This is a genomic window from Citrobacter sp. Cb041, from assembly GCF_030336655.1.
Lineage (GTDB): Bacteria > Pseudomonadota > Gammaproteobacteria > Enterobacterales > Enterobacteriaceae > Citrobacter > Citrobacter braakii.
In genome coordinates this window covers 353,882-372,284 of sequence record NZ_JAOWDD010000040.1, presented here as the reverse complement: position 1 = coordinate 372,284, position 18,403 = coordinate 353,882, and the positions used below count along the sequence as shown (strand labels likewise).

Genomic DNA, 18,403 nt, shown 5'->3' with positions numbered 1-18,403 from the left:
CCTCCCCTGAATTGAGTTTACCGAGGCAAGCCCCGGTAAGTTAGGTGTGACTTAAGTCTGGCCTATCCTCGTCATACTTCAAGCTGCATATGCGTTGGCTTTATTACGCGGCCCATCCATGGGCCTCGCCCTTTCAGGGCCGCTGCAAGCAGCGTTCAAATCTGCTCCCGGCAGGTTTGTCGTTTCACCCCCAGTCACTGACTTATGTAAGCTCCTGGGGATTCTCTCCTTTGCTGCCTTTATGCAACTCGAAATATTTAGAATATAAATACCCAAAAAATCAAAGGCGGAGGTGAAAAAACCTTAGCGGGCAGCTTCGTAAATCCGACGGCTGACCTCGAGCGTAATGTCCTGATGTTCGCCCAGTTTCGTACCGCCGTGCGCTTGCAGTTTTTCCAGTAGCGCCGGGATGGAACTACCGTCCAGGCCGTAGTCAGACAGACGAGTCGGTACGCCCATTTGTTCGAAGAAAGCGCGGGTTGCGGCAATAGCGGCGTCGATGCGTTGGTCATCGGAACCTTCAGTGATATTCCAGATACGCTCTGCGTATTGCAACAGTTTGGCACGTTTGGTATCGCGTTTTTCATTCCACAGCGCTGGCAGAACGATCGCCAATGTTTGAGCATGATCCAGACCGTGCATTGCGGTCAGTTCGTGGCCCAGCATATGCGTTGCCCAGTCTTGTGGTACGCCTGCGCCAATCAGACCGTTCAGCGCCTGGGTTGCCGCCCACATAACGTTCGCACGCACGTTGTAATTTTCCGGCTCCTGCAATGCTTTCGGGCCTTCTTCTACCAGCGTAAGCAGAATACCTTCAGCAAAGCGATCCTGAATTTTCCCGTCAACCGGATAAGTCACATACTGCTCAACGGTATGTACGAAGGCATCTACGACGCCGTTCGCAACCTGACGCGGCGGCAGGGTATAGGTGTAAACCGGATCCAGTACGGCAAATACCGGCTGCACAAATGGGGTCATAAAGGCCAGCTTATCGCCGGTGGTTTTACGCGAAATGACCGCGCCGGAGTTAGATTCAGAGCCGGTTGCTGGCAGGGTTAATACGGAGCCCATCGGGATAGCGCTTGTTACGTCGTTGCCGTGGGTTTCCAGAATGCGCCATGGATCGATGCCGTCAGCGTATTGTGCCGCAGCCGCGATGAATTTGGTGCCATCCAGCACCGAACCGCCGCCTACCGCCAGCAGGAACGTCACTTTCTCATCACGCACGATTTTTACCGCGTTCATCAGCGTTTCATAAGACGGGTTCGGCTCAATACCGCCAAACTCCAGCACGTCCAGGCCTTTCAGCGCATCCTGAACCTGTGCCAGGACACCGGTTTTTTTCACGCTACCGCCGCCATAGGTAACCAATACGCGAGCATCCTGAGGGATTTGATCGCGCAGCTCAGCAATCGCACCTTTACCAAACAGAATGCGGGTTGGGGTATGGAGATTAAAGTTGTTCATTGCTCGTTCCCTTATGTGGGTAAAAAAAGAGGGCAGGAGAGTGTCTGCCGGATGATGAACATTGTGGGCGCCAGCCGCGCTGCTCTCAATGCTCATTTCTGCCGATGTCTTGCCCATTTCTACAGACTGCTGGAGAAAACGGATAAATCTGCGCATTATGTCAGGGTTGCAAACCGATGATGAAATGGTGCTCTATGAACCGTGATGAGATCTGCCTCCTGCTGACAGATAAAATTAAGCAGCTGAAAAACAATGAAAATAAACTCAGCGAACTGCTGCCAGATGTCCGCCTGCTGCACGGCACTGAGCCGGCAGCGCGTACACCGGTAATGTATCAGCCAGGAATCATATTTCTCTTTTCGGGACATAAAATTGGTTATATCAATGAACGTGTATTTCGTTATGACGCCAACGAATACCTGTTGCTAACCGTGCCGTTACCCTTTGAATGTGAAACGTATGCAACGCCGGAGGTTCCCCTGGCCGGTATCTACCTGAATGTCGATATTCTGCAATTGCAGGAGCTGTTGATGGACATTGGGGAAGATGAGCTGTTCCAGCCCGCCATGGCGGCCAGCGGGATCAACTCCGCGACGCTTTCTGACGAAATACTGTGCGCCGCTGAGCGCCTGCTGGATGTGATGGAGCGACCGCTGGATGCGCGTATTCTGGGGAAACAGATTATTCGCGAGATCCTCTACCATGTGCTGACCGGGCCGCGCGGCGGCGCATTACTGGCGCTGGTTAGCCGCCAGACGCATTTCAGTTTGATAAGCCGTGTGCTAAAGCGCATTGAAACCAAATACACCGAAAATCTCAATGTCGAACAGCTGGCGGCAGAAGCGAACATGAGCGTGTCGGCGTTTCATCATAATTTTAAAGCGGTGACCAGCACGTCGCCGCTGCAATACCTGAAGAGCTATCGTTTGCATAAAGCACGGATGATGATGATCCACGACGGGATGAAGGCCAGTGCGGCTGCCATGCGCGTCGGCTATGAGAGCGCATCGCAATTCAGTCGGGAATTCAAACGTTTCTTTGGCGTAACGCCAGGGGAGGATGCGGCCAGAATTCGAATGATGCAGGGGAGTTAAACTTGCTCAGCGCTGGCCTGATAAGCGAAACGTCATCAGGCGAAAATGCCGGGGGAACCCCGGCCTACGGTTAATACTCAGGCGCTACAGTATTTTTTTTTAATCACGACAAACAGGGTACCCAACAGACCCGCGGTTAACAGGGCAATCGGCAGGATCATTAAAAAGGTCATCACCTGATCTTCATGGCGTTTGACGAACGGGATCATGCTCAGCGCATAGCCAAAGCCGGTGACGACGGTGACCCACAGCAGACCGCTCAGCCAGTTAAAAAACTGGAACCGACGGTTTGGCAGGCCCGAAATTCCCGCCATTGTTGGCAGCAAGGTACGAACGAATGCCAGGAAACGCCCAGCCAGCAGTGCCATCAGCCCGTGTTGGTCAAACATGCAGGTAGCGCGCTGATGATATTTATCAGGTAATTGCGCCAGCCAGCCTTTTACCGTCCGCGTGTTGCCCAGCCAGCGTCCCTGAATGTAGCTCAGCCAGCAGCCCAGACTGGCTGCGGCAGTCAGAATAGCTATGGTAGGTATAAAACTCATCACGTCCTGAGCGATCAGCGCCCCTGCCAGCAATAACAGGCTGTCTCCGGGTAAAAAGGAGGCAGGCAGCAGGCCATTTTCTAAAAACAGTGTGGCGAACATTACGAAGTACACCACGCTCACAACGTGCGGATCCGCCAACGCGGCAAAATCGTGTTGCCAAAGCGCGGAGACAATATCTTGAATGACTACCATGGACTTTCCTGTGGAACAGCGTTTATGTGTGGATTGTACTCCTGAATTGTCCGGGATGCCTTGATCCCGGACGCAACAATTGCAGACTTTTCCACCAGAAGTGTCTGCATATATGTCCATCTATGGCAATTTTACTCGATTCGGGCAAATCCTGCGGCCAAATCGGCAATCAGATCGTCAACATTCTCTAAACCGATATGCAAACGGATGAGCGTTCCACTGAAGTCCACCTCGCCTTGGGGACGGATTGCCGCAATGTGTTCCGGCTGATTTGCGAGAATCAGCGACTCAAAACCGCCCCAGGAGTAGGCCATGCTGAACAGGCTGAAGTGGTCCAGATACGCGGCCAGCTCTTCATGATTTAGTTTCTTATTCAATACAAATGAGAACAGACCGCTGCTGCCGGTGAAATCACGCTTCCAGAATTCGTGGCCTTTACTGCCGGGCAGCGCGGGGTGGTTCACGCGGGCGACCTGCGGATGGCTGGCCAGCCACTCTGCGACCTTTAAGCTGCTTTCATGATGTTGGCGCAGGCGAACGCTTAGCGTACGCAGTCCGCGGCTGGTCATATAGGCGGTATCGGCGTCCAGCATTTGCCCCATCAGATAGGCATTTTCGCGCAGTTGATCCCAGCAACGGGCATTAGCCACCGCAGTGCCGACCATGGCGTCGGAATGGCCAATCAGATATTTGGTGCCAGCCTGAATAGAAATATCGATGCCAAAATCCAGCGCTTTGAACAGCACCCCGGCAGCCCAGGTGTTATCAATTATGATGATCGCATCCGGCGCGACGCTTCTGACGGCGGCAACAATAGCAGGGACATCATGTACTTCCATGGTGACAGAGCCGGGAGATTCCAGAAATACGACTTTAGTGTTCGGCTGTATGTGCTTCACAATATCGGCACCAACCAGCGGATCGAACCATCCGGTGGATACGCCGAGTTTGCCGAGAATTTTGGTGCAGAAATCCTGGCTGGGTTCATAGGCGGTATTGGTCATCAGCACATGATCCCCTTGTTCCACAAAGGCGAGGATGGTGTTGGCAACGGCCGCCGCGCCGCAGGGGAACAACGCGCAACCCGCGCCGCCTTCCAGTTCACACATTGCCTCCTGCAGGGAAAAATGCGTCAGGGTTCCGCGACGTCCATAGAAAAGCGCACCGTTAGCACGGTTGTGCGTAGCCTGCTTTTTGGCCTCTACGGTGTCAAACACTAGCGAAGAAGCGCGCTGGATCACGCTATTTACCGCGCCCAGCGTGTACTTTTTACTGCGTCCTGCGTGAACGAGTTTGGTTTCAAGTTGCTTATCTGCCATGTCGTCTTACCTGTTTTTATACGTCTGGATGTCTAAACTACCATGAATCAAAGATGACGCATCCTGCAGAACGGTCATACAGTAGAAAATAATCTCAAAATGCTTCTGGTGACTTTTTTACTGCGTAAGCGCAAGGAAAAGAAACCAAAGGTGCGGCAATATGTAAATAGTAATGAGAACGACTATCAATTCGACGTCGTTTTGATATCATTACGCTCAGATTTTGTGATTTGCGTCCTGGAGATACAGAGTGGGTAATAATTTGATGCAGACGGATCTTTCCGTCTGGGGTATGTATCAGCACGCCGATATCGTGGTTAAGTGCGTGATGATTGGGCTGATTTTGGCATCAGTGGTCACCTGGGCTATCTTCTTTAGTAAGAGCCTTGAGTTCTTTACTCAGAAACGCCGCCTTAAGCGTGAACAGCAACTGCTGGCGGACGCCCGCTCTTTAGACCAGGCAAATGAGATTGCTGCAGGATTTGATGGCAAAAGCCTGGGCGCACAGTTGATTTACGAAGCGCAGAACGAACTGGAATTGTCAGAAGGCAGCGACGACAACGAAGGTATTAAAGAGCGTACCGGCTTCCGTCTGGAGCGTCGTGTGGCGGCGGTAGGTCGTCATATGGGACGTGGTAACGGCTACCTGGCCACCATCGGGGCTATCTCTCCATTTGTGGGTCTGTTCGGTACTGTATGGGGCATCATGAATAGCTTCATCGGGATTGCACAAACCCAAACGACCAACCTGGCCGTTGTTGCGCCGGGTATCGCAGAAGCACTGTTAGCGACGGCGATCGGTCTGGTCGCGGCAATTCCTGCGGTTGTTATCTACAACATTTTCGCACGTCAGATTGGCAGCTATAAAGCGATGCTGGGCGATGTCGCGGCACAGGTATTGTTGCTGCAAAGTCGCGATCTGGACCTGAACGCTAGCGCTTCTGCCCATCCGGTACGTGCAGCGCAGAAATTACGTGTAGGATAATGTTCCATGGCAATGAGCTTTAATGAAAACCTGGACGATAACGGTGAAATGCATGAAATCAACGTGACCCCGTTTATCGATGTTATGTTGGTTTTATTGATCATCTTTATGGTGGCCGCACCGTTGGCAACGGTGGATGTGAAGGTGAATCTCCCGGCTTCCACCAGCACGCCGCAGCCGCGTCCGGAAAAACCGGTTTACCTGTCTGTTAAAGCCGATAAGAGTATGTTTATTGGCAACAATCAGGTGACGGATGACACCATGATTAGCGAATTAAATACGCTGACCGATGGGAAGAAAGACACCACGATTTTCTTCCGTGCGGATAAAACCGTCGATTATGAAACCATGATGAAAGTTATGGATACGTTGCATCAGGCGGGTTTCCTGAAGATTGGTCTGGTCGGTGAAGAGACCGTGAAAGCGAAGTAATCCTGATTGCCGGGTAATGGTTGTTGCCTTACCCGGCCTTCCTCTCCTGATTCAGCTCTCCCCAGACGCCCTTATCTGTCCTCATCCAGTGCGACTGCCGTTATCCTGGTGGGTTCGTAGTTCCCTTCAGACAGTTTACGCGTCAGGCGTAAGGTGGCTGTTTCTCGCTTGAGTATATGCTGGTATGTGCTCTCCAGCCGGGCCATGATTTTGTCCCGTAGTTCTGGTTGCTGCTCCATAATGGCTTCAATCGCGGCGCCATAGATCTCTTCTTTAGCCTGTAGCGCATAAATTTCGCGACGATTTTGCCATTTCATCCGCACCAGCGCGGCGGGAATAGAGACCATCTCCTGGGCAACGCTTTCCAACGTCGCATTTTTATTGGCAATCAATACGGCCAAATTTTGCTTTAAGACAAACTCATCGCTTTTATGGTCATCTAAAGCCAAATAAACATTATTATCCTCAACATCTTTCATTTTATTTCTCTTCCAGAGAATAAAAAATAGGATCGCTGGTCTCACGCGTAATTAAATTAAGCCAAATTTTATTGCCCTGTTCATTTACGCTGGCTGTTTTTGTAGATAAAATTTTACTTAATTCTTGAGCGTTAATGTCGCCTTCCGCTTGTAGTGAATTGAGCAGGCGAGTGAAGGACTCAATTTTTGCAGCACGAAACAGGCGCTCTTTTAAATGGCGATCGCACTCTTCAAATAACATATTGCGCGCCTGGCCGTTAGCTGTAGAGCTAATCAAAATATCGGGTTCGTAATCGCTTAATGTTCTCTTTCCCTGAGTCAAATTTTCACTATTATCTGTGGGACTGGTATTAGTAGATGAGCTGGATAAGTGAAAACGCGAGGGAACAAGATGCTCGGGAAGCATGTTGAAATATCCTTTGATGCCAATGATATGTTGTTCTAAATAAACCAGGCTGCGTTGACAATAGCATGGCGTAATTTTAAAATCAAAAAAAATGGAGCCAGTATATGAACAGTATATTTTATTCTGTTATTACCCTGCTATTGCTTACCTGCGGGGTACTTTTGTTGATGCGCAGTGCAAATAAAAACCGATATGCAGAAAATGGGCACTCTGAAAACCAGCCGGAAATGCTGAGTAAAGAAGAGGGGGAAGATCATTTTTCGGTACTGATGAATTCGATTACCCCAGTATGGTATTGGCGCGTTAATCACGAATATATCGATTTTATCCACTCAACGATCAAGCGGATGACAATGGTAGAGCTAAATGAGACGCCAGGGCTATTTGATGCACAGCGGCGTTGTAGCGATCTCAACTCTGCGGTGTATAAATATTACGACAATATAAAAAAGCGCTGTCTGAGCGGTGAGAAAGTCCCGCATGCCGATCTGGATGTGCTTAACTTACGCCAGTGCTTCAGGGAGTTCAGTTTGGAGGCTTATCCTGCGCTTGTCGCGCTGGTGTGGCCGGAATTTCAACGTCCAGAGATCAAAGCGGAAGAGGTGTGAAGGGATTGGCTGGCCCTGTTACGTGCCGGGGAGGCTAACGCCGCTTCCCGGCACAGAGTTACAAACGGCTATTTGTCAGATGAGGCCTGCCACAGGTTCAGCTTACCATCCGCGACATGCTTATCGATCTGCGCCAGTTCTTCGGCGCTGAACGTCAGGTTAGCCAACGCCTGAACGTTCTCCTCCAGTTGCTCCGGTCGGCTGGCGCCAATTAATACCGACGTCACCCGGTTGTCTTTCAGCAGCCAGCTTAAGGCCATTTGCGCCATCGACTGTCCGCGCTGTTGCGCCATTTCATTGAGCAAACGCAGGCTGTTAAGGTTTTCTTCCGTCAGCATATTTTCCGTCAGCCCACGAACTTTTTTCCCTTCACGCTGCATGCGTGAACCTTCCGGAATGCCGTTGAGGTATTTCCCCGTCAGCAGCCCCTGGGCCAGCGGCGTAAATGCGATGCAGCCCATGCCGTTGGATTCCAGCGTATCCAGCAGACCGCTGCTGTCTACCCAACGGTTAAGCAGGTTGTAAGAAGGCTGGTGGATCAGCAGCGGAATTTTCCATTCCCGCATCAGCTCGGCCATTTTCTGCGTACGCTCCGGGGAATAGGATGAGATGCCGACATACAGCGCTTTACCGCTTTGCACCGCATGGGCCAGCGCTGAGGCGGTCTCTTCCATTGGCGTATTTTCGTCAACGCGGTGCGAGTAGAAGATATCGACATAGTCGAGGCCCATGCGTTTCAGGCTCTGGTCGAGGCTGGCGAGCAGGTATTTGCGCGAACCGCCAGAACCGTATGGCCCTGGCCACATGTCATAGCCTGCCTTGGTGGAGATGATCAGTTCATCACGATAGTGTGCAAAATCCTCGCGCAATAATCGGCCAAAATTCTCTTCTGCGCTGCCCGGAGGCGGCCCGTAGTTATTGGCTAAATCAAAATGCGTGATGCCTAAATCAAATGCTTTACGCAGCAGAGCGCGCTGTGAATCCAGCGCCTGAACGTGCCCAAAACTGTGCCACAAACCCAGTGATAGCGCGGGTAAACGTAAACCGCTGCGCCCACAGTAGCGATAGAGCATCTGCTCGTAACGTTCAGGATTGGCAAACCAGTCCATGAGATCTCCTTAGTGCAGGTGAATTTCGAAACAACGTTTCTATTCTAGCGGGTTCATGGTGAATATCCCGTTCACCAGGTCACACTGGAATGAAAAACTGGGCAAAAACAGACCACTGTGCTTTGCTTAAAAAAACATCGATCTGGAGTGCTGCCATGCCGCGTCTAACTGCCAAAGACTTTCCGCAAGAATTGCTCGACTACTATGACTATTACGCTCATGGCAAAATAACGAAACGCGAGTTTCTCAATCTTGCTGCGAAATATGCAGTCGGTGGTATGACGGCGCTGGCATTATTCAATGTATTGAAACCCAATTATGCCCTCGCAACGCAGGTGGAGTTCACCGATCCTGATATCCTGGCGGAATACATGACTTATCCTTCACCTGAAGGGCATGGTGATGTGCGTGGGTATCTGGTTAAACCTGCGAAAGCGACGGGGAAAGTTCCGGCGGTAGTGGTGGTGCATGAGAATCGTGGGCTGAATCCGTATATTGAGGATGTGGCACGGCGGGTGGCGAAGGCGGGCTATATTGCACTCGCGCCTGATGGATTAAGTTCAGTGGGGGGCTATCCTGGCAATGATGATAAGGGTCGGGAGTTGCAGCAGCAGGTTGACCCCGTAAAGCTGATGAACGACTTCTTTGCCGCCATTGAATTTATGCAGCGTTATTCAGGCGCGACGGGAAAGGTGGGTATCACCGGATTTTGCTACGGTGGTGGCGTATCGAATGCCGCAGCCGTTGCTTTTCCTGAACTGGCCTGCGCAGTGCCTTTTTATGGGCGTCAGGTTCCTGCATCAGATGTCCCTAAAATCAAAGCGCCTTTATTACTGCACTATGCGCAATTAGATACCCGAATTAATGAGGGATGGCCTGCCTATGAAGCGGCGCTCAAAGCCAATAAGAAAGTCTATGAGGCATATATCTATCCCGGCGTTAATCATGGTTTTCATAATGACTCGACACCGCGTTATGATAATGCTGCCGCTGATTTGGCCTGGGAGCGTACTCTTGCATGGTTTAACAAATATTTACGATAGAAAACAAGGGATTATTTAATGCTTCAGGTTAATTATCTGAATAATAATGCTAGCTAATTTCATTAGCATTCATGTTGATATAGTGTAAATAATATTGGATGTACTTAAGAAAGTAAAAAAATAAAGAATGCATTATATCTTCTCTGTTGCCTGCCGATAACAAGGATAAGTATCGCCTGATGGCGAATTCCTCATCAACGGCAAGGAAATTATTATGCGTTTGCTGAAAAACTTCACTATTCGTATTGTCATGTTGGCAATACTGGGACTTTTTTGCCTGCTCTGGTCGGGCGTGGGTTTATTCAGTCTTCATTCTTTATCAAAAATATCTGAAGGCAATGATATTGACCGTCATCTTGTCCATCAGATGACGGTGCTCAGTCAGGGGAACGATCAGTATTTTCGCTTCGTAACGCGCTTAAGTCGCGCCATGGATGTCAAAATGAGCGGCGGAACGCCTGATTTTGCACCAGCGCAGCAGTCCCTGGAGAATATGAGCAAAAAACTCCAGGAGATGAAAACGTTGTCTCCGGGGCCTATGGATCCGGACGTTGCCGCGGCGGTACTGGCGAAGTGGCAGGCGCTGCTGGATAACGGGGTGATTCCGCAAATGCAACTGGCGCAGCAGGGCACGCTTACGGCCTTTGCGGAGCATGCCAGCACCGTTACGCCAGCGCTGAGCCGTGAATTTGGCGCCAGTGCCGAACGTTTTAACGCCACGGCAGGTGAGCGGCTTGATACCACGCGTGTCATGGTCGATGGCAAAACGTCTATCATCCGGACGCTAATTATTACCGCCGTGATCCTCGGTATTGCCCTCCTGTTCTTCACAGACCGTTACCTCGTCGCCATGATGGTGAAACCCCTGGGACGTATCCGCCAGCAGTTCCAGCAGATTGCTCAGGGCGATCTCAGCCATCCAATCGAAGATTTTGGCCGTAACTGCGTGGGCCAACTGGTGCCGTTATTGTGCGCGATGCAGGACAGCCTGCGCGAAGCCGTCAGTACAATTCGCTCAGGTAGTGACAACATCTGGCGAGGGGCTACGGAAATTTCCACCGGTAATAACGATCTCTCATCGCGTACTGAGGAGCAGGCTGCGGCGCTGGAAGAGACCGCTGCCAGCATGGAGCAACTGACCGCAACGGTAAAACTGAACGCCGAAAACGCGCGTGAAGCCAGCCAGCTTGCCGATACGGCGACAGAGACGGCAGGTAAAGGGAGCAGCCTGGTTTCAGAAGTGGTTGAGACGATGGACGGCATTGCCGCCAGCTCTAAACAGATCGCGGAAATTACGTCTGTTATTAATAGCATTGCCTTCCAGACCAATATTCTGGCGCTGAACGCGGCAGTTGAAGCTGCCAGAGCAGGCGAGCAGGGGCGTGGTTTTGCCGTTGTTGCCGGTGAGGTGCGTAACCTTGCCAGCCGTAGCGCCGGGGCGGCGAAAGAGATTGAGACGCTGATTGGCGAATCGTCGCGTCGCGTCGATCAGGGCGCTCGACTGGTTAAAGAGACGGGATTAACCATGGAGGCGATTCTGCGCGGAGCCACCGAAGTGACCGTTATCATGAAGCAAATTGCTTCTGCCTCAGAAGAACAGAATAAGGGCATTTCGCAGGTGAGCGTGGCGATCACGCAGATGGACAGCGTAACGCAACAGAACGCCGCGCTGGTAGAGCAAGTTTCCGCCGCGGCTGTGGCGCTTGAACGGCAAACGGAAGAGCTGCAACGCTCGGTACAACAGTTCCGTCTTTCAGCAAACGATGTGCAGTACGCCGCCGCCAGTACCGCTTCCCCTTCAGCAGACAGCAAAACGTCTGCGGCCGCTAAAAAGGATGAATGGGTGTCCTTTTAAGCGGGCATAAAAAAGTACGTGATACCTCTGGTCTTTGCTTAAAAAATCGCTATATAATTTATTATATAGCGATTGGAGGTTATGCATGGACAACCATTTTGGAAAAGGTTTGATGGCCGGATTAAACGCGTCAAGTGCGGATAGCGCACGCACGGCGGCCAATTTTTGTGCTGATTATAAACGCGGTTTTGTGCTGGGATTTTCTCATCGAATGTTTGAAAAAACGGGCGATCGACAGCTCAGCGCGTGGGAAGCGGGGATCCTCACGCGTCGCTATGGGCTGGATAAAGAGATGGTTATGGATTTCTTTAAAGAGAACCAGTCCAGTACAACAATTCGTTTTTTCATGGCTGGCTATCGTCTCGAAGCTTGATCCGAAAGGGGTATTATCTTGCTTTAATTAATTACACTATTGACCTACGCCTTCGTTTTGTTGCTCCGCCGAAGTATTATAATGCACATAACCATATAAAAAGTGTGGTAAATGGCGCGCCGATCGCAATATGCAACATGCGAAAGGTGCAAAATAAAAGCCAGGTCTTCGCAACGGAATAACTATAAAATGACTGGAGATAACTCTCTCATCAATTCGAACGGCATCAATCGCCGTGATTTCATGAAGCTTTGTGCAGCACTGGCCGCTACCATGGGGCTCAGTAGCAAAGCCGCCGCAGAAATGGCCGAATCAGTTTCTCGTCCTCAGCGTCCACCGGTTATCTGGATTGGTGCGCAGGAGTGTACGGGTTGTACTGAATCGCTACTTCGCGCGACACACCCTACAGTGGAAAACCTCGTTCTGGAGACAATCTCTCTGGAATACCATGAGGTACTCTCTGCCGCTTTCGGCCACCAGGTCGAAGAGAATAAACATAACGCTCTGGAGAAGTACAAAGGGCAATATGTTTTGGTTGTAGATGGTTCTATCCCACTGAAAGACAATGGTATTTACTGCATGGTTGCCGGTGAGCCGATCGTAGATCACATCCGCCGGGCCGCAGAAGGCGCTGCCGCTATCATTGCCATCGGCTCTTGTGCCGCGTGGGGTGGTGTTGCTGCTGCTGGCGTTAACCCAACGGGTGCCGTCGGCTTGCAGGAAGTTCTGCCAGGCAAAACCATCATCAACATCCCCGGCTGTCCTCCGAACCCGCACAACTTCCTTGCAACGGTCGCGCATATCATCACTTACGGTAAGCCGCCGAAGCTGGATACCAAAAACCGTCCGACATTTGCCTATGGTCGTTTGATTCACGAACACTGCGAACGTCGCCCGCACTTCGATGCAGGTCGTTTTGCTAAAGAGTTTGGCGATGAAGGTCACCGTGAAGGCTGGTGCCTCTACCATCTGGGCTGTAAAGGACCAGAAACCTACGGCAACTGCTCAACGCTGCAATTCTGCGATGTTGGCGGCGTGTGGCCGGTGGCTATCGGTCACCCTTGCTACGGCTGTAACGAAGAAGGTGTCGGTTTCCATAAAGGTATTCACCAGCTTGCTCATGTGGAAAACCAAACACCGCGTTCCGAGAAACCTGACGTCAATATGAAAGAAGGCGGCAATATTTCTGCCGGGGCGATTGGGCTGCTTGGTGGCGTAGTAGGACTGGTTGCCGGTGTCAGCGTGATGGCGGTTCGTGAACTGGGGCGTCAGCAGAAGAAAGATAACGCTGACTCACGGGGAGAATAACCGTGAACAGACGTAACTTTATTAAAGCAGCCTCCAGCGGGGCATTGCTGTTGGGCGCTGCGCCGTCCATCAGCCATGCGGCTGCAGAAAACCGTCCGCCGATCCCTGGTTCTCTTGGGATGCTCTATGACTCGACGCTGTGCGTAGGCTGCCAGGCCTGTGTTACCAAGTGTCAGGATATCAACTTCCCGGCGCGTAACCCGGAAGGCGAGCAGACCTGGTCGAACAACGACAAACTGTCACCGTATACCAATAACATCATCCAGGTGTGGCGTAGCGGAACAGGCGTTAACAAAGACCAGGAAGAAAACGGCTACGCATACATTAAGAAGCAGTGCATGCACTGTGTCGATCCGAACTGCGTCTCCGTTTGCCCGGTCTCCGCGCTGAAGAAAGATCCGAAAACTGGCATCGTCCACTATGACAAAGATGTCTGCACGGGCTGTCGTTACTGCATGGTCGCCTGCCCGTACAATGTGCCTAAGTATGACTACAACAACCCGTTTGGTGCGCTTCACAAATGTGAACTGTGTAACCAGAAAGGTGTTGAGCGTCTGGATAAAGGCGGTTTACCGGGTTGTGTTGAAGTGTGCCCTGCTGGTGCGGTGATTTTTGGTACGCGTGAAGAGCTGATGGCTGAGGCGAAAAAACGTCTCGCGCTGAAGCCTGGCAGCGAATACCACTATCCGCGTCAGACGGTGAAAGCAGGCGATACCTATCTGCATACGGTACCGAAGTATTACCCCCATCTGTACGGCGAGAAAGAGGGTGGTGGTACACAGGTTATGGTACTGACGGGCGTTCCTTACGAGGATTTGGATCTGCCGAAACTGGATGATCTTTCAACCGGTGCGCGTTCCGAACATGTTCAACATTCCTTGTACAAGGGCATGATATTACCCCTGGCTGCGCTGGCGGGCTTAACCGTGCTGGTTCGTCGTAACACGAAAAACGACCATCACGATGGAGGAGACGATCATGAGTCATGATCCTAAACCGCTGGGCGGAAAAATAATCAGCAAACCGGTCATTATTTTTGGGCCGCTTATCGTCCTGTGTATGCTCCTGATCGTGAAACGTCTGGTCTTCGGATTGGGCTCAGTCTCCGATCTGAACGGCGGTTTCCCATGGGGTGTATGGATCGCGTTTGACCTGCTGATTGGTACCGGCTTCGCATGTGGTGGCTGGGCGCTGGCGTGGGCGGTGTATGTTTTCAACAGAGGACAATACCATCCACTGGTACGTCCGGCGCTGCTGGCGAGCCTGTTTGGCTACTCGCTGGGTGGTCTGTCGATCACCATTGACGTCGGTCGTTACTGGAACCTGCCGTATTTCTACATTCCGGGCCACTTCAACGTGAACTCGGTACTGTTTGAAACGGCGGTCTGTATGACCATCTATATCGGCATCATGGCGCTGGAATTTGCTCCGGCTCTGTTTGAACGTCTGGGGTGGAAAGTCTCTCTCAAACGTTTGAATAAAGTGATGTTCTTTATCATTGCCCTTGGCGCGCTGCTGCCAACTATGCACCAGTCTTCAATGGGTTCATTGATGATTTCTGCGGGCTATAAGGTACATCCGCTATGGCAAGCTTATGAAATGTTGCCGCTTTTCTCCGTATTAACCGCTTTTATTATGGGCTTCTCGATCGTCATCTTTGAAGGCTCGTTGGTACAAGCCGGGCTGAAAGGTAATGGTCCGGATGAGAAAAGTTTGTTCATCAAGCTGACGAATACCATCAGCGTGCTGTTGGCGATTTTCGTGGTTCTGCGCTTTGGCGAACTGATCTATCGCGACAAGCTGTCCTATGCGTTCTCAGGCGATCTTTACTCCCTTATGTTCTGGATTGAAGTCGTGCTGATGGTCTTCCCGCTGGTGGTGCTGCGCGTCACTAAGCTGCGTAACGACTCGCGTATGCTGTATCTGTCTGCGCTGAGCGCATTGCTGGGTTGTGCGACATGGCGTCTGTCCTATTCGCTGGTGGCGTTCAATCCTGGTGGTGGCTACCACTACTTCCCGACCTGGGAAGAACTGTTGATTTCTATTGGTTTTGTGGCTATTGAGATTTGTGCATACATCGTACTCATTCGTCTACTGCCGATACTTCCTCCTTTAAAACAAAACGATCAAAATCGTCATGAGGCGAGCAAAGCATGAGCCAGAGAATTACTATTGATCCGGTAACCCGTATTGAGGGTCATTTACGCATCGACTGCGAAATCGAAAATGGCGTGGTATCTAAAGCATGGGCTTCCGGTACCATGTGGCGCGGCATGGAAGAGATCGTGAAAAACCGCGATCCACGCGATGCCTGGATGATTGTGCAGCGTATCTGTGGCGTTTGTACTACCACTCACGCTATCTCTTCCGTTCGTGCAGCAGAAAGCGCGCTGAATATTGATGTTCCGGTGAACGCACAGTATATCCGTAACATCATTCTGGCCGCGCACACCACGCATGACCACATTGTTCACTTCTATCAGCTCTCTGCGCTGGACTGGGTGGATATCACCTCTGCACTGAAAGCTGATCCAGCGAAAGCGTCTGCCATGCTGAACGGCGTGTCCTCCTGGCACCTGAACAGCGCAGAAGAGTTCACTAAGGTTCAGAACAAGATCAAAGACCTTGTTGCCAGCGGTCAGTTAGGCATTTTTGCCAACGGTTGCTGGGGTCACCCGGCGATGCAACTGCCGCCAGAAGTGAACCTGATTGCGGTCGCTCACTACCTGCAGGCGCTGGAATGCCAGCGTGATGCTAACCGTGTTGTGGCGCTGTTGGGCGGTAAAACGCCGCACATTCAGAACCTGGCGGTAGGCGGGGTTGCTAACCCAATTAACCTCGACGGCCTTGGCGTGCTGAACCTCGAGCGCCTGATGTATATCAAGTCCTTTATCGATAAGCTGAGCGACTTCGTTGAGCAGGTTTACAAGGTTGATACCGCGGTGATTGCTGCGTTCTACCCTGAATGGCTGGAACGTGGTCAAGGTGCGGTTAACTATCTGAGCGCACCGGAATTCCCGACTGACGGTAAAAACGGTAGCTTCCTGTTCCCGGGGGGTTACATCACCAATGAAGATCTGTCGACCTATCGTCCGATCACCTCTCACTCCGATGAGTACCTGATCAAAGGGATTCAGGAGAGTGCGAAACACGCGTGGTACAAAGACGAAGCGCCGCAGGCTCCGTGGGAAGGCACAACGGTTCCTGATTACACCGGTTGGTCAGATGATGGCAAGTACTCCTGGGTTAAAGCACCGACCTTCTACGGTAAAACGGTTGAAGTGGGTCCGCTGGCCAACATGCTATGTAAACTGGCGGCCAAACGCGAGTCTACCCATGCCAAGCTGAATGAAATCATCGCGATTTACACCAAGCTGACCGGTAAAACTATCGAAGTGTCACAGCTGCACTCTACGTTGGGCCGTATTATTGGCCGTACCGTTCACTGCTGTGAACTGCAGAATGTTCTGCAGGATCAGTACAACGCGCTGATTGTGAACATCGGTAAAGGTGACCACACCACCTTCGTGAAACCGGATATCCCGGTAACGGGTGAATTTAAAGGTGTCGGTTTCCTCGAAGCGCCGCGCGGTATGCTGTCTCACTGGATGGTGATCAAAGATGGCATTATCAGCAACTACCAGGCGGTAGTACCGTCAACCTGGAACTCTGGCCCACGTAACTTTAATGATGAAGTGGGACCGTATGAGCGCTCGCTGGTAGGTACGCCGATTGCCGATCCAAACAAACCGCTGGAAGTGGTTCGTACCATTCACTCCTTCGACCCTTGTATGTCATGTGCGGTGCATGTGGTGGACGTTGATGGGAACGAAGTGGTCTCAGTTAAGGTTCTGTAATGCGGATATTAGTCTTAGGGGTCGGCAATATTTTGCTGACCGACGAAGCCATCGGGGTACGTATCGTTGAGGCATTAGAACAACGGTACGTCCTGCCAGACTTTGTTGATGTTCTGGATGGTGGTACGGCTGGGATGGAGCTTCTCGGTGATATGGCGAACAGAGATCATCTGATCATTGCTGACGCCATTGTGTCGAAGAAAAACACGCCAGGAACGATGATGGTCCTGCGGGATGAAGAGATCCCGGCGCTGTTTACCAACAAAATCTCACCGCACCAGCTTGGTCTGGCCGACGTATTGTCGGCCCTGCGTTTCACCGGCGAGTTTCCGAAAAAGCTGACGTTAGTCGGTGTTATTCCGGAATCGCTGGAGCCGCATATCGGACTAACGCCAACGGTTGAAGCGATGATTGAACCTGCGCTTGAGCAGGTTCTTGCCGCGCTTCGCGAATCAGGTGTTGAAGCGATCCCGCGGGAGGCGGCTCATGTCTGAGGAGTTTGTCGGTTTTCAGACGGCCCCGAAGATGCAAATTCAGGCAGCGTTTGAAGAGGTTGCCCGGCGTTCAATGCACGATCTCTCTTTCCTGCATCCGAACATGCCGGTATATGTCTCTGAATTTACGTTGTTTGAAGGACAGTGGACGGGGTGTGTTATCACGCCCTGGATGCTCAGCGCACTGATTTTCCCCGGACCGGACCAGATCTGGCCGGTGCGTAAAGTCAGCGAAAAAATCGGACTGCGTCTGCCGTATGGCGAGATGACCTTTACCGTTGGTGAACTGGAGGGCGTATCGCAATACCTTTCCTGCTCATTGATGTCGCCGCTTTCGCACAGTATGTCGGCGCAAGAAGGCATGCGTCTGACTGACGATTGCGCGCGAATGCTGTTATCGCTGCCGGTTAGCGATCCGAATGCGCCGCAGCTTAATCGCCGCGCGTTGCTGCTGGGTCGTCGGAACTGCGAAAATGCATGAGCTGTCCCTTTGTCAGAGCGCGGTTGAGATTGTTCAACAGCAGGCAGAGCAGCACGGTGTCAAACGTGTAACCGGTGTTTGGCTGGAAATCGGGGCGCTCTCCTGCGTTGAAGAGAGCGCCGTTCGTTTCAGTTTCGACATCGTCTGTCAGGGGACGCTGGCTCAGGGTTGTGAGCTGCATATTGATTACAAGCCAGCCCAGGCATGGTGCTGGGATTGCAGTCAGGTTGTGGAAATCACCCAGCATGATGCGCAGTGTCCACAATGTCAGGGCGATCGTCTGCGGGTTGATGCTGGCGATTCACTGAAAGTGAAAAGTATTGAAGTCGAATAACCCATAGGTTGCTATGGGGCGG

Annotated in this window: 20 protein-coding genes; 14 read left to right on the top strand and 6 right to left on the bottom strand. The window is 51.6% G+C overall.

Features of this window, described 5'->3' with window-relative positions:
* Positions 1 to 303 precede the first annotated feature (303 nt).
* Positions 304 to 1,467 carry an alcohol dehydrogenase gene (yqhD, locus tag OGV52_RS17210; RefSeq protein ID WP_003838168.1) on the bottom strand — a complete coding sequence of 388 codons (1,164 nt, stop codon included), beginning with the start codon at positions 1,465 to 1,467 and terminating at the stop codon, positions 304 to 306.
* Between the two features lie 194 nt (positions 1,468 to 1,661).
* On the opposite strand from yqhD, the gene OGV52_RS17205 reads away from it, so the two are divergent.
* Positions 1,662 to 2,561, top strand: a complete 900-nt coding sequence (locus tag OGV52_RS17205; RefSeq protein WP_029139662.1) for an AraC family transcriptional regulator — start codon at positions 1,662 to 1,664, stop codon at positions 2,559 to 2,561.
* A gap of 77 nt (positions 2,562 to 2,638) precedes the next feature.
* Here the strand turns inward: OGV52_RS17205 and yghB are convergent, their stop codons facing one another.
* Together yghB and metC are read right to left on the bottom strand one after the other, a co-directional pair.
* Entirely contained in the window at positions 2,639 to 3,298 is a 660-nt protein-coding gene (yghB, locus tag OGV52_RS17200) for a DedA family general envelope maintenance protein YghB (protein ID WP_016154504.1), read from the bottom strand.
* A 131-nt stretch (positions 3,299 to 3,429) separates the two neighbouring features.
* Positions 3,430 to 4,617, bottom strand: a complete 1,188-nt coding sequence (metC, locus tag OGV52_RS17195; RefSeq protein WP_016157474.1) for a cystathionine beta-lyase — start codon at positions 4,615 to 4,617, stop codon at positions 3,430 to 3,432.
* A 250-nt stretch (positions 4,618 to 4,867) separates the two neighbouring features.
* Here metC and exbB point away from each other — a divergent pair, with 250 nt between their 5' ends.
* Both exbB and exbD read left to right on the top strand, forming a co-directional pair.
* Positions 4,868 to 5,602 carry a tol-pal system-associated acyl-CoA thioesterase gene (gene exbB / locus OGV52_RS17190; protein WP_016154502.1) on the top strand — a complete coding sequence of 245 codons (735 nt, stop codon included), beginning with the start codon at positions 4,868 to 4,870 and terminating at the stop codon, positions 5,600 to 5,602.
* 6 nt (positions 5,603 to 5,608) lie between these two features.
* Positions 5,609 to 6,034: a TonB system transport protein ExbD gene (gene exbD, locus OGV52_RS17185; RefSeq protein ID WP_016154501.1), complete on the top strand. Its 426-nt coding sequence runs from the start codon at positions 5,609 to 5,611 to the stop codon at positions 6,032 to 6,034.
* Positions 6,035 to 6,105: 71 nt separating this feature from the next.
* On the opposite strand, the gene OGV52_RS17180 is transcribed toward exbD, so the two are convergent.
* Both OGV52_RS17180 and OGV52_RS17175 read right to left on the bottom strand, forming a co-directional pair.
* A complete protein-coding gene (locus tag OGV52_RS17180) occupies positions 6,106 to 6,513 on the bottom strand; it encodes a hypothetical protein (protein WP_016154500.1) in 408 nt (135 codons plus the stop codon).
* A 1-nt stretch (position 6,514) separates the two neighbouring features.
* Positions 6,515 to 6,919 (bottom strand): hypothetical protein, encoded by a 405-nt coding sequence (locus OGV52_RS17175; protein ID WP_046276175.1) that lies wholly within the window; start codon positions 6,917 to 6,919, stop codon positions 6,515 to 6,517.
* Positions 6,920 to 7,023: 104 nt separating this feature from the next.
* Between OGV52_RS17175 and OGV52_RS17170 the strand changes: the two genes are divergently transcribed.
* Positions 7,024 to 7,527, top strand: a complete 504-nt coding sequence (locus OGV52_RS17170) for an ESA_00282 family adhesion-associated protein (protein WP_016154498.1) — start codon at positions 7,024 to 7,026, stop codon at positions 7,525 to 7,527.
* Positions 7,528 to 7,595: 68 nt separating this feature from the next.
* Here the strand turns inward: OGV52_RS17170 and OGV52_RS17165 are convergent, their stop codons facing one another.
* Positions 7,596 to 8,636, bottom strand: a complete 1,041-nt coding sequence (locus OGV52_RS17165) for an aldo/keto reductase (RefSeq protein WP_016154497.1) — start codon at positions 8,634 to 8,636, stop codon at positions 7,596 to 7,598.
* Positions 8,637 to 8,791: 155 nt separating this feature from the next.
* Here OGV52_RS17165 and yghX point away from each other — a divergent pair, with 155 nt between their 5' ends.
* From yghX to hypA, 10 genes are all read left to right on the top strand, one after another.
* Positions 8,792 to 9,679, top strand: coding sequence for a YghX family hydrolase (gene yghX, locus OGV52_RS17160; RefSeq protein ID WP_047499231.1), 888 nt, complete (start codon positions 8,792 to 8,794; stop codon positions 9,677 to 9,679).
* 214 nt (positions 9,680 to 9,893) lie between these two features.
* Complete coding sequence (locus tag OGV52_RS17155) at positions 9,894 to 11,534, top strand: methyl-accepting chemotaxis protein (protein ID WP_279263767.1); 1,641 nt, start codon at positions 9,894 to 9,896, stop codon at positions 11,532 to 11,534.
* An 85-nt stretch (positions 11,535 to 11,619) separates the two neighbouring features.
* Positions 11,620 to 11,907 (top strand): DUF2623 family protein, encoded by a 288-nt coding sequence (locus OGV52_RS17150; protein WP_016154494.1) that lies wholly within the window; start codon positions 11,620 to 11,622, stop codon positions 11,905 to 11,907.
* Positions 11,908 to 12,096: 189 nt separating this feature from the next.
* Positions 12,097 to 13,215: a hydrogenase 2 small subunit gene (gene hybO, locus OGV52_RS17145; protein WP_016154493.1), complete on the top strand. Its 1,119-nt coding sequence runs from the start codon at positions 12,097 to 12,099 to the stop codon at positions 13,213 to 13,215.
* A gap of 2 nt (positions 13,216 to 13,217) precedes the next feature.
* Complete coding sequence (hybA, locus tag OGV52_RS17140; protein ID WP_003828357.1) at positions 13,218 to 14,204, top strand: hydrogenase 2 operon protein HybA; 987 nt, start codon at positions 13,218 to 13,220, stop codon at positions 14,202 to 14,204.
* Complete coding sequence (hybB, locus tag OGV52_RS17135) at positions 14,194 to 15,372, top strand: Ni/Fe-hydrogenase cytochrome b subunit (RefSeq protein WP_016154492.1); 1,179 nt, start codon at positions 14,194 to 14,196, stop codon at positions 15,370 to 15,372. Before hybA ends, hybB begins: the two co-directional genes overlap by 11 nt.
* Entirely contained in the window at positions 15,369 to 17,072 is a 1,704-nt protein-coding gene (gene hybC / locus OGV52_RS17130) for a hydrogenase 2 large subunit (RefSeq protein WP_137380606.1), read from the top strand. Before hybB ends, hybC begins: the two co-directional genes overlap by 4 nt.
* Complete coding sequence (locus tag OGV52_RS17125; RefSeq protein ID WP_016157468.1) at positions 17,072 to 17,566, top strand: HyaD/HybD family hydrogenase maturation endopeptidase; 495 nt, start codon at positions 17,072 to 17,074, stop codon at positions 17,564 to 17,566. Before hybC ends, OGV52_RS17125 begins: the two co-directional genes overlap by 1 nt.
* A complete protein-coding gene (gene hybE, locus OGV52_RS17120; RefSeq protein WP_016154490.1) occupies positions 17,559 to 18,047 on the top strand; it encodes a hydrogenase-2 assembly chaperone in 489 nt (162 codons plus the stop codon). The genes OGV52_RS17125 and hybE overlap by 8 nt, the downstream gene beginning before the upstream one ends.
* Positions 18,040 to 18,381, top strand: a complete 342-nt coding sequence (gene hypA, locus OGV52_RS17115; protein WP_016157467.1) for a hydrogenase maturation nickel metallochaperone HypA — start codon at positions 18,040 to 18,042, stop codon at positions 18,379 to 18,381. The genes hybE and hypA overlap by 8 nt, the downstream gene beginning before the upstream one ends.
* Positions 18,382 to 18,403: the final 22 nt, after the last annotated feature.

Coding starts and splice junctions, on each gene's coding strand:
- OGV52_RS17170 (WP_016154498.1), top strand. CDS start 7,024: ATGAACAGTATATTTTATTCTGTTATTACCCTGCTATTGCTTACCTGC.
- yghX (WP_047499231.1), top strand. CDS start 8,792: ATGCCGCGTCTAACTGCCAAAGACTTTCCGCAAGAATTGCTCGACTAC.
- OGV52_RS17155 (WP_279263767.1), top strand. CDS start 9,894: ATGCGTTTGCTGAAAAACTTCACTATTCGTATTGTCATGTTGGCAATA.
- OGV52_RS17205 (WP_029139662.1), top strand. CDS start 1,662: ATGAACCGTGATGAGATCTGCCTCCTGCTGACAGATAAAATTAAGCAG.
- metC (WP_016157474.1), bottom strand. CDS start 4,617: ATGGCAGATAAGCAACTTGAAACCAAACTCGTTCACGCAGGACGCAGT.
- hybC (WP_137380606.1), top strand. CDS start 15,369: ATGAGCCAGAGAATTACTATTGATCCGGTAACCCGTATTGAGGGTCAT.
- hybO (WP_016154493.1), top strand. CDS start 12,097: ATGACTGGAGATAACTCTCTCATCAATTCGAACGGCATCAATCGCCGT.
- OGV52_RS17180 (WP_016154500.1), bottom strand. CDS start 6,513: ATGAAAGATGTTGAGGATAATAATGTTTATTTGGCTTTAGATGACCAT.
- OGV52_RS17175 (WP_046276175.1), bottom strand. CDS start 6,919: ATGCTTCCCGAGCATCTTGTTCCCTCGCGTTTTCACTTATCCAGCTCA.
- OGV52_RS17150 (WP_016154494.1), top strand. CDS start 11,620: ATGGACAACCATTTTGGAAAAGGTTTGATGGCCGGATTAAACGCGTCA.
- yghB (WP_016154504.1), bottom strand. CDS start 3,298: ATGGTAGTCATTCAAGATATTGTCTCCGCGCTTTGGCAACACGATTTT.
- OGV52_RS17125 (WP_016157468.1), top strand. CDS start 17,072: ATGCGGATATTAGTCTTAGGGGTCGGCAATATTTTGCTGACCGACGAA.
- hybE (WP_016154490.1), top strand. CDS start 17,559: ATGTCTGAGGAGTTTGTCGGTTTTCAGACGGCCCCGAAGATGCAAATT.
- hypA (WP_016157467.1), top strand. CDS start 18,040: ATGCATGAGCTGTCCCTTTGTCAGAGCGCGGTTGAGATTGTTCAACAG.
- exbD (WP_016154501.1), top strand. CDS start 5,609: ATGGCAATGAGCTTTAATGAAAACCTGGACGATAACGGTGAAATGCAT.
- hybB (WP_016154492.1), top strand. CDS start 14,194: ATGAGTCATGATCCTAAACCGCTGGGCGGAAAAATAATCAGCAAACCG.
- OGV52_RS17165 (WP_016154497.1), bottom strand. CDS start 8,636: ATGGACTGGTTTGCCAATCCTGAACGTTACGAGCAGATGCTCTATCGC.
- yqhD (WP_003838168.1), bottom strand. CDS start 1,467: ATGAACAACTTTAATCTCCATACCCCAACCCGCATTCTGTTTGGTAAA.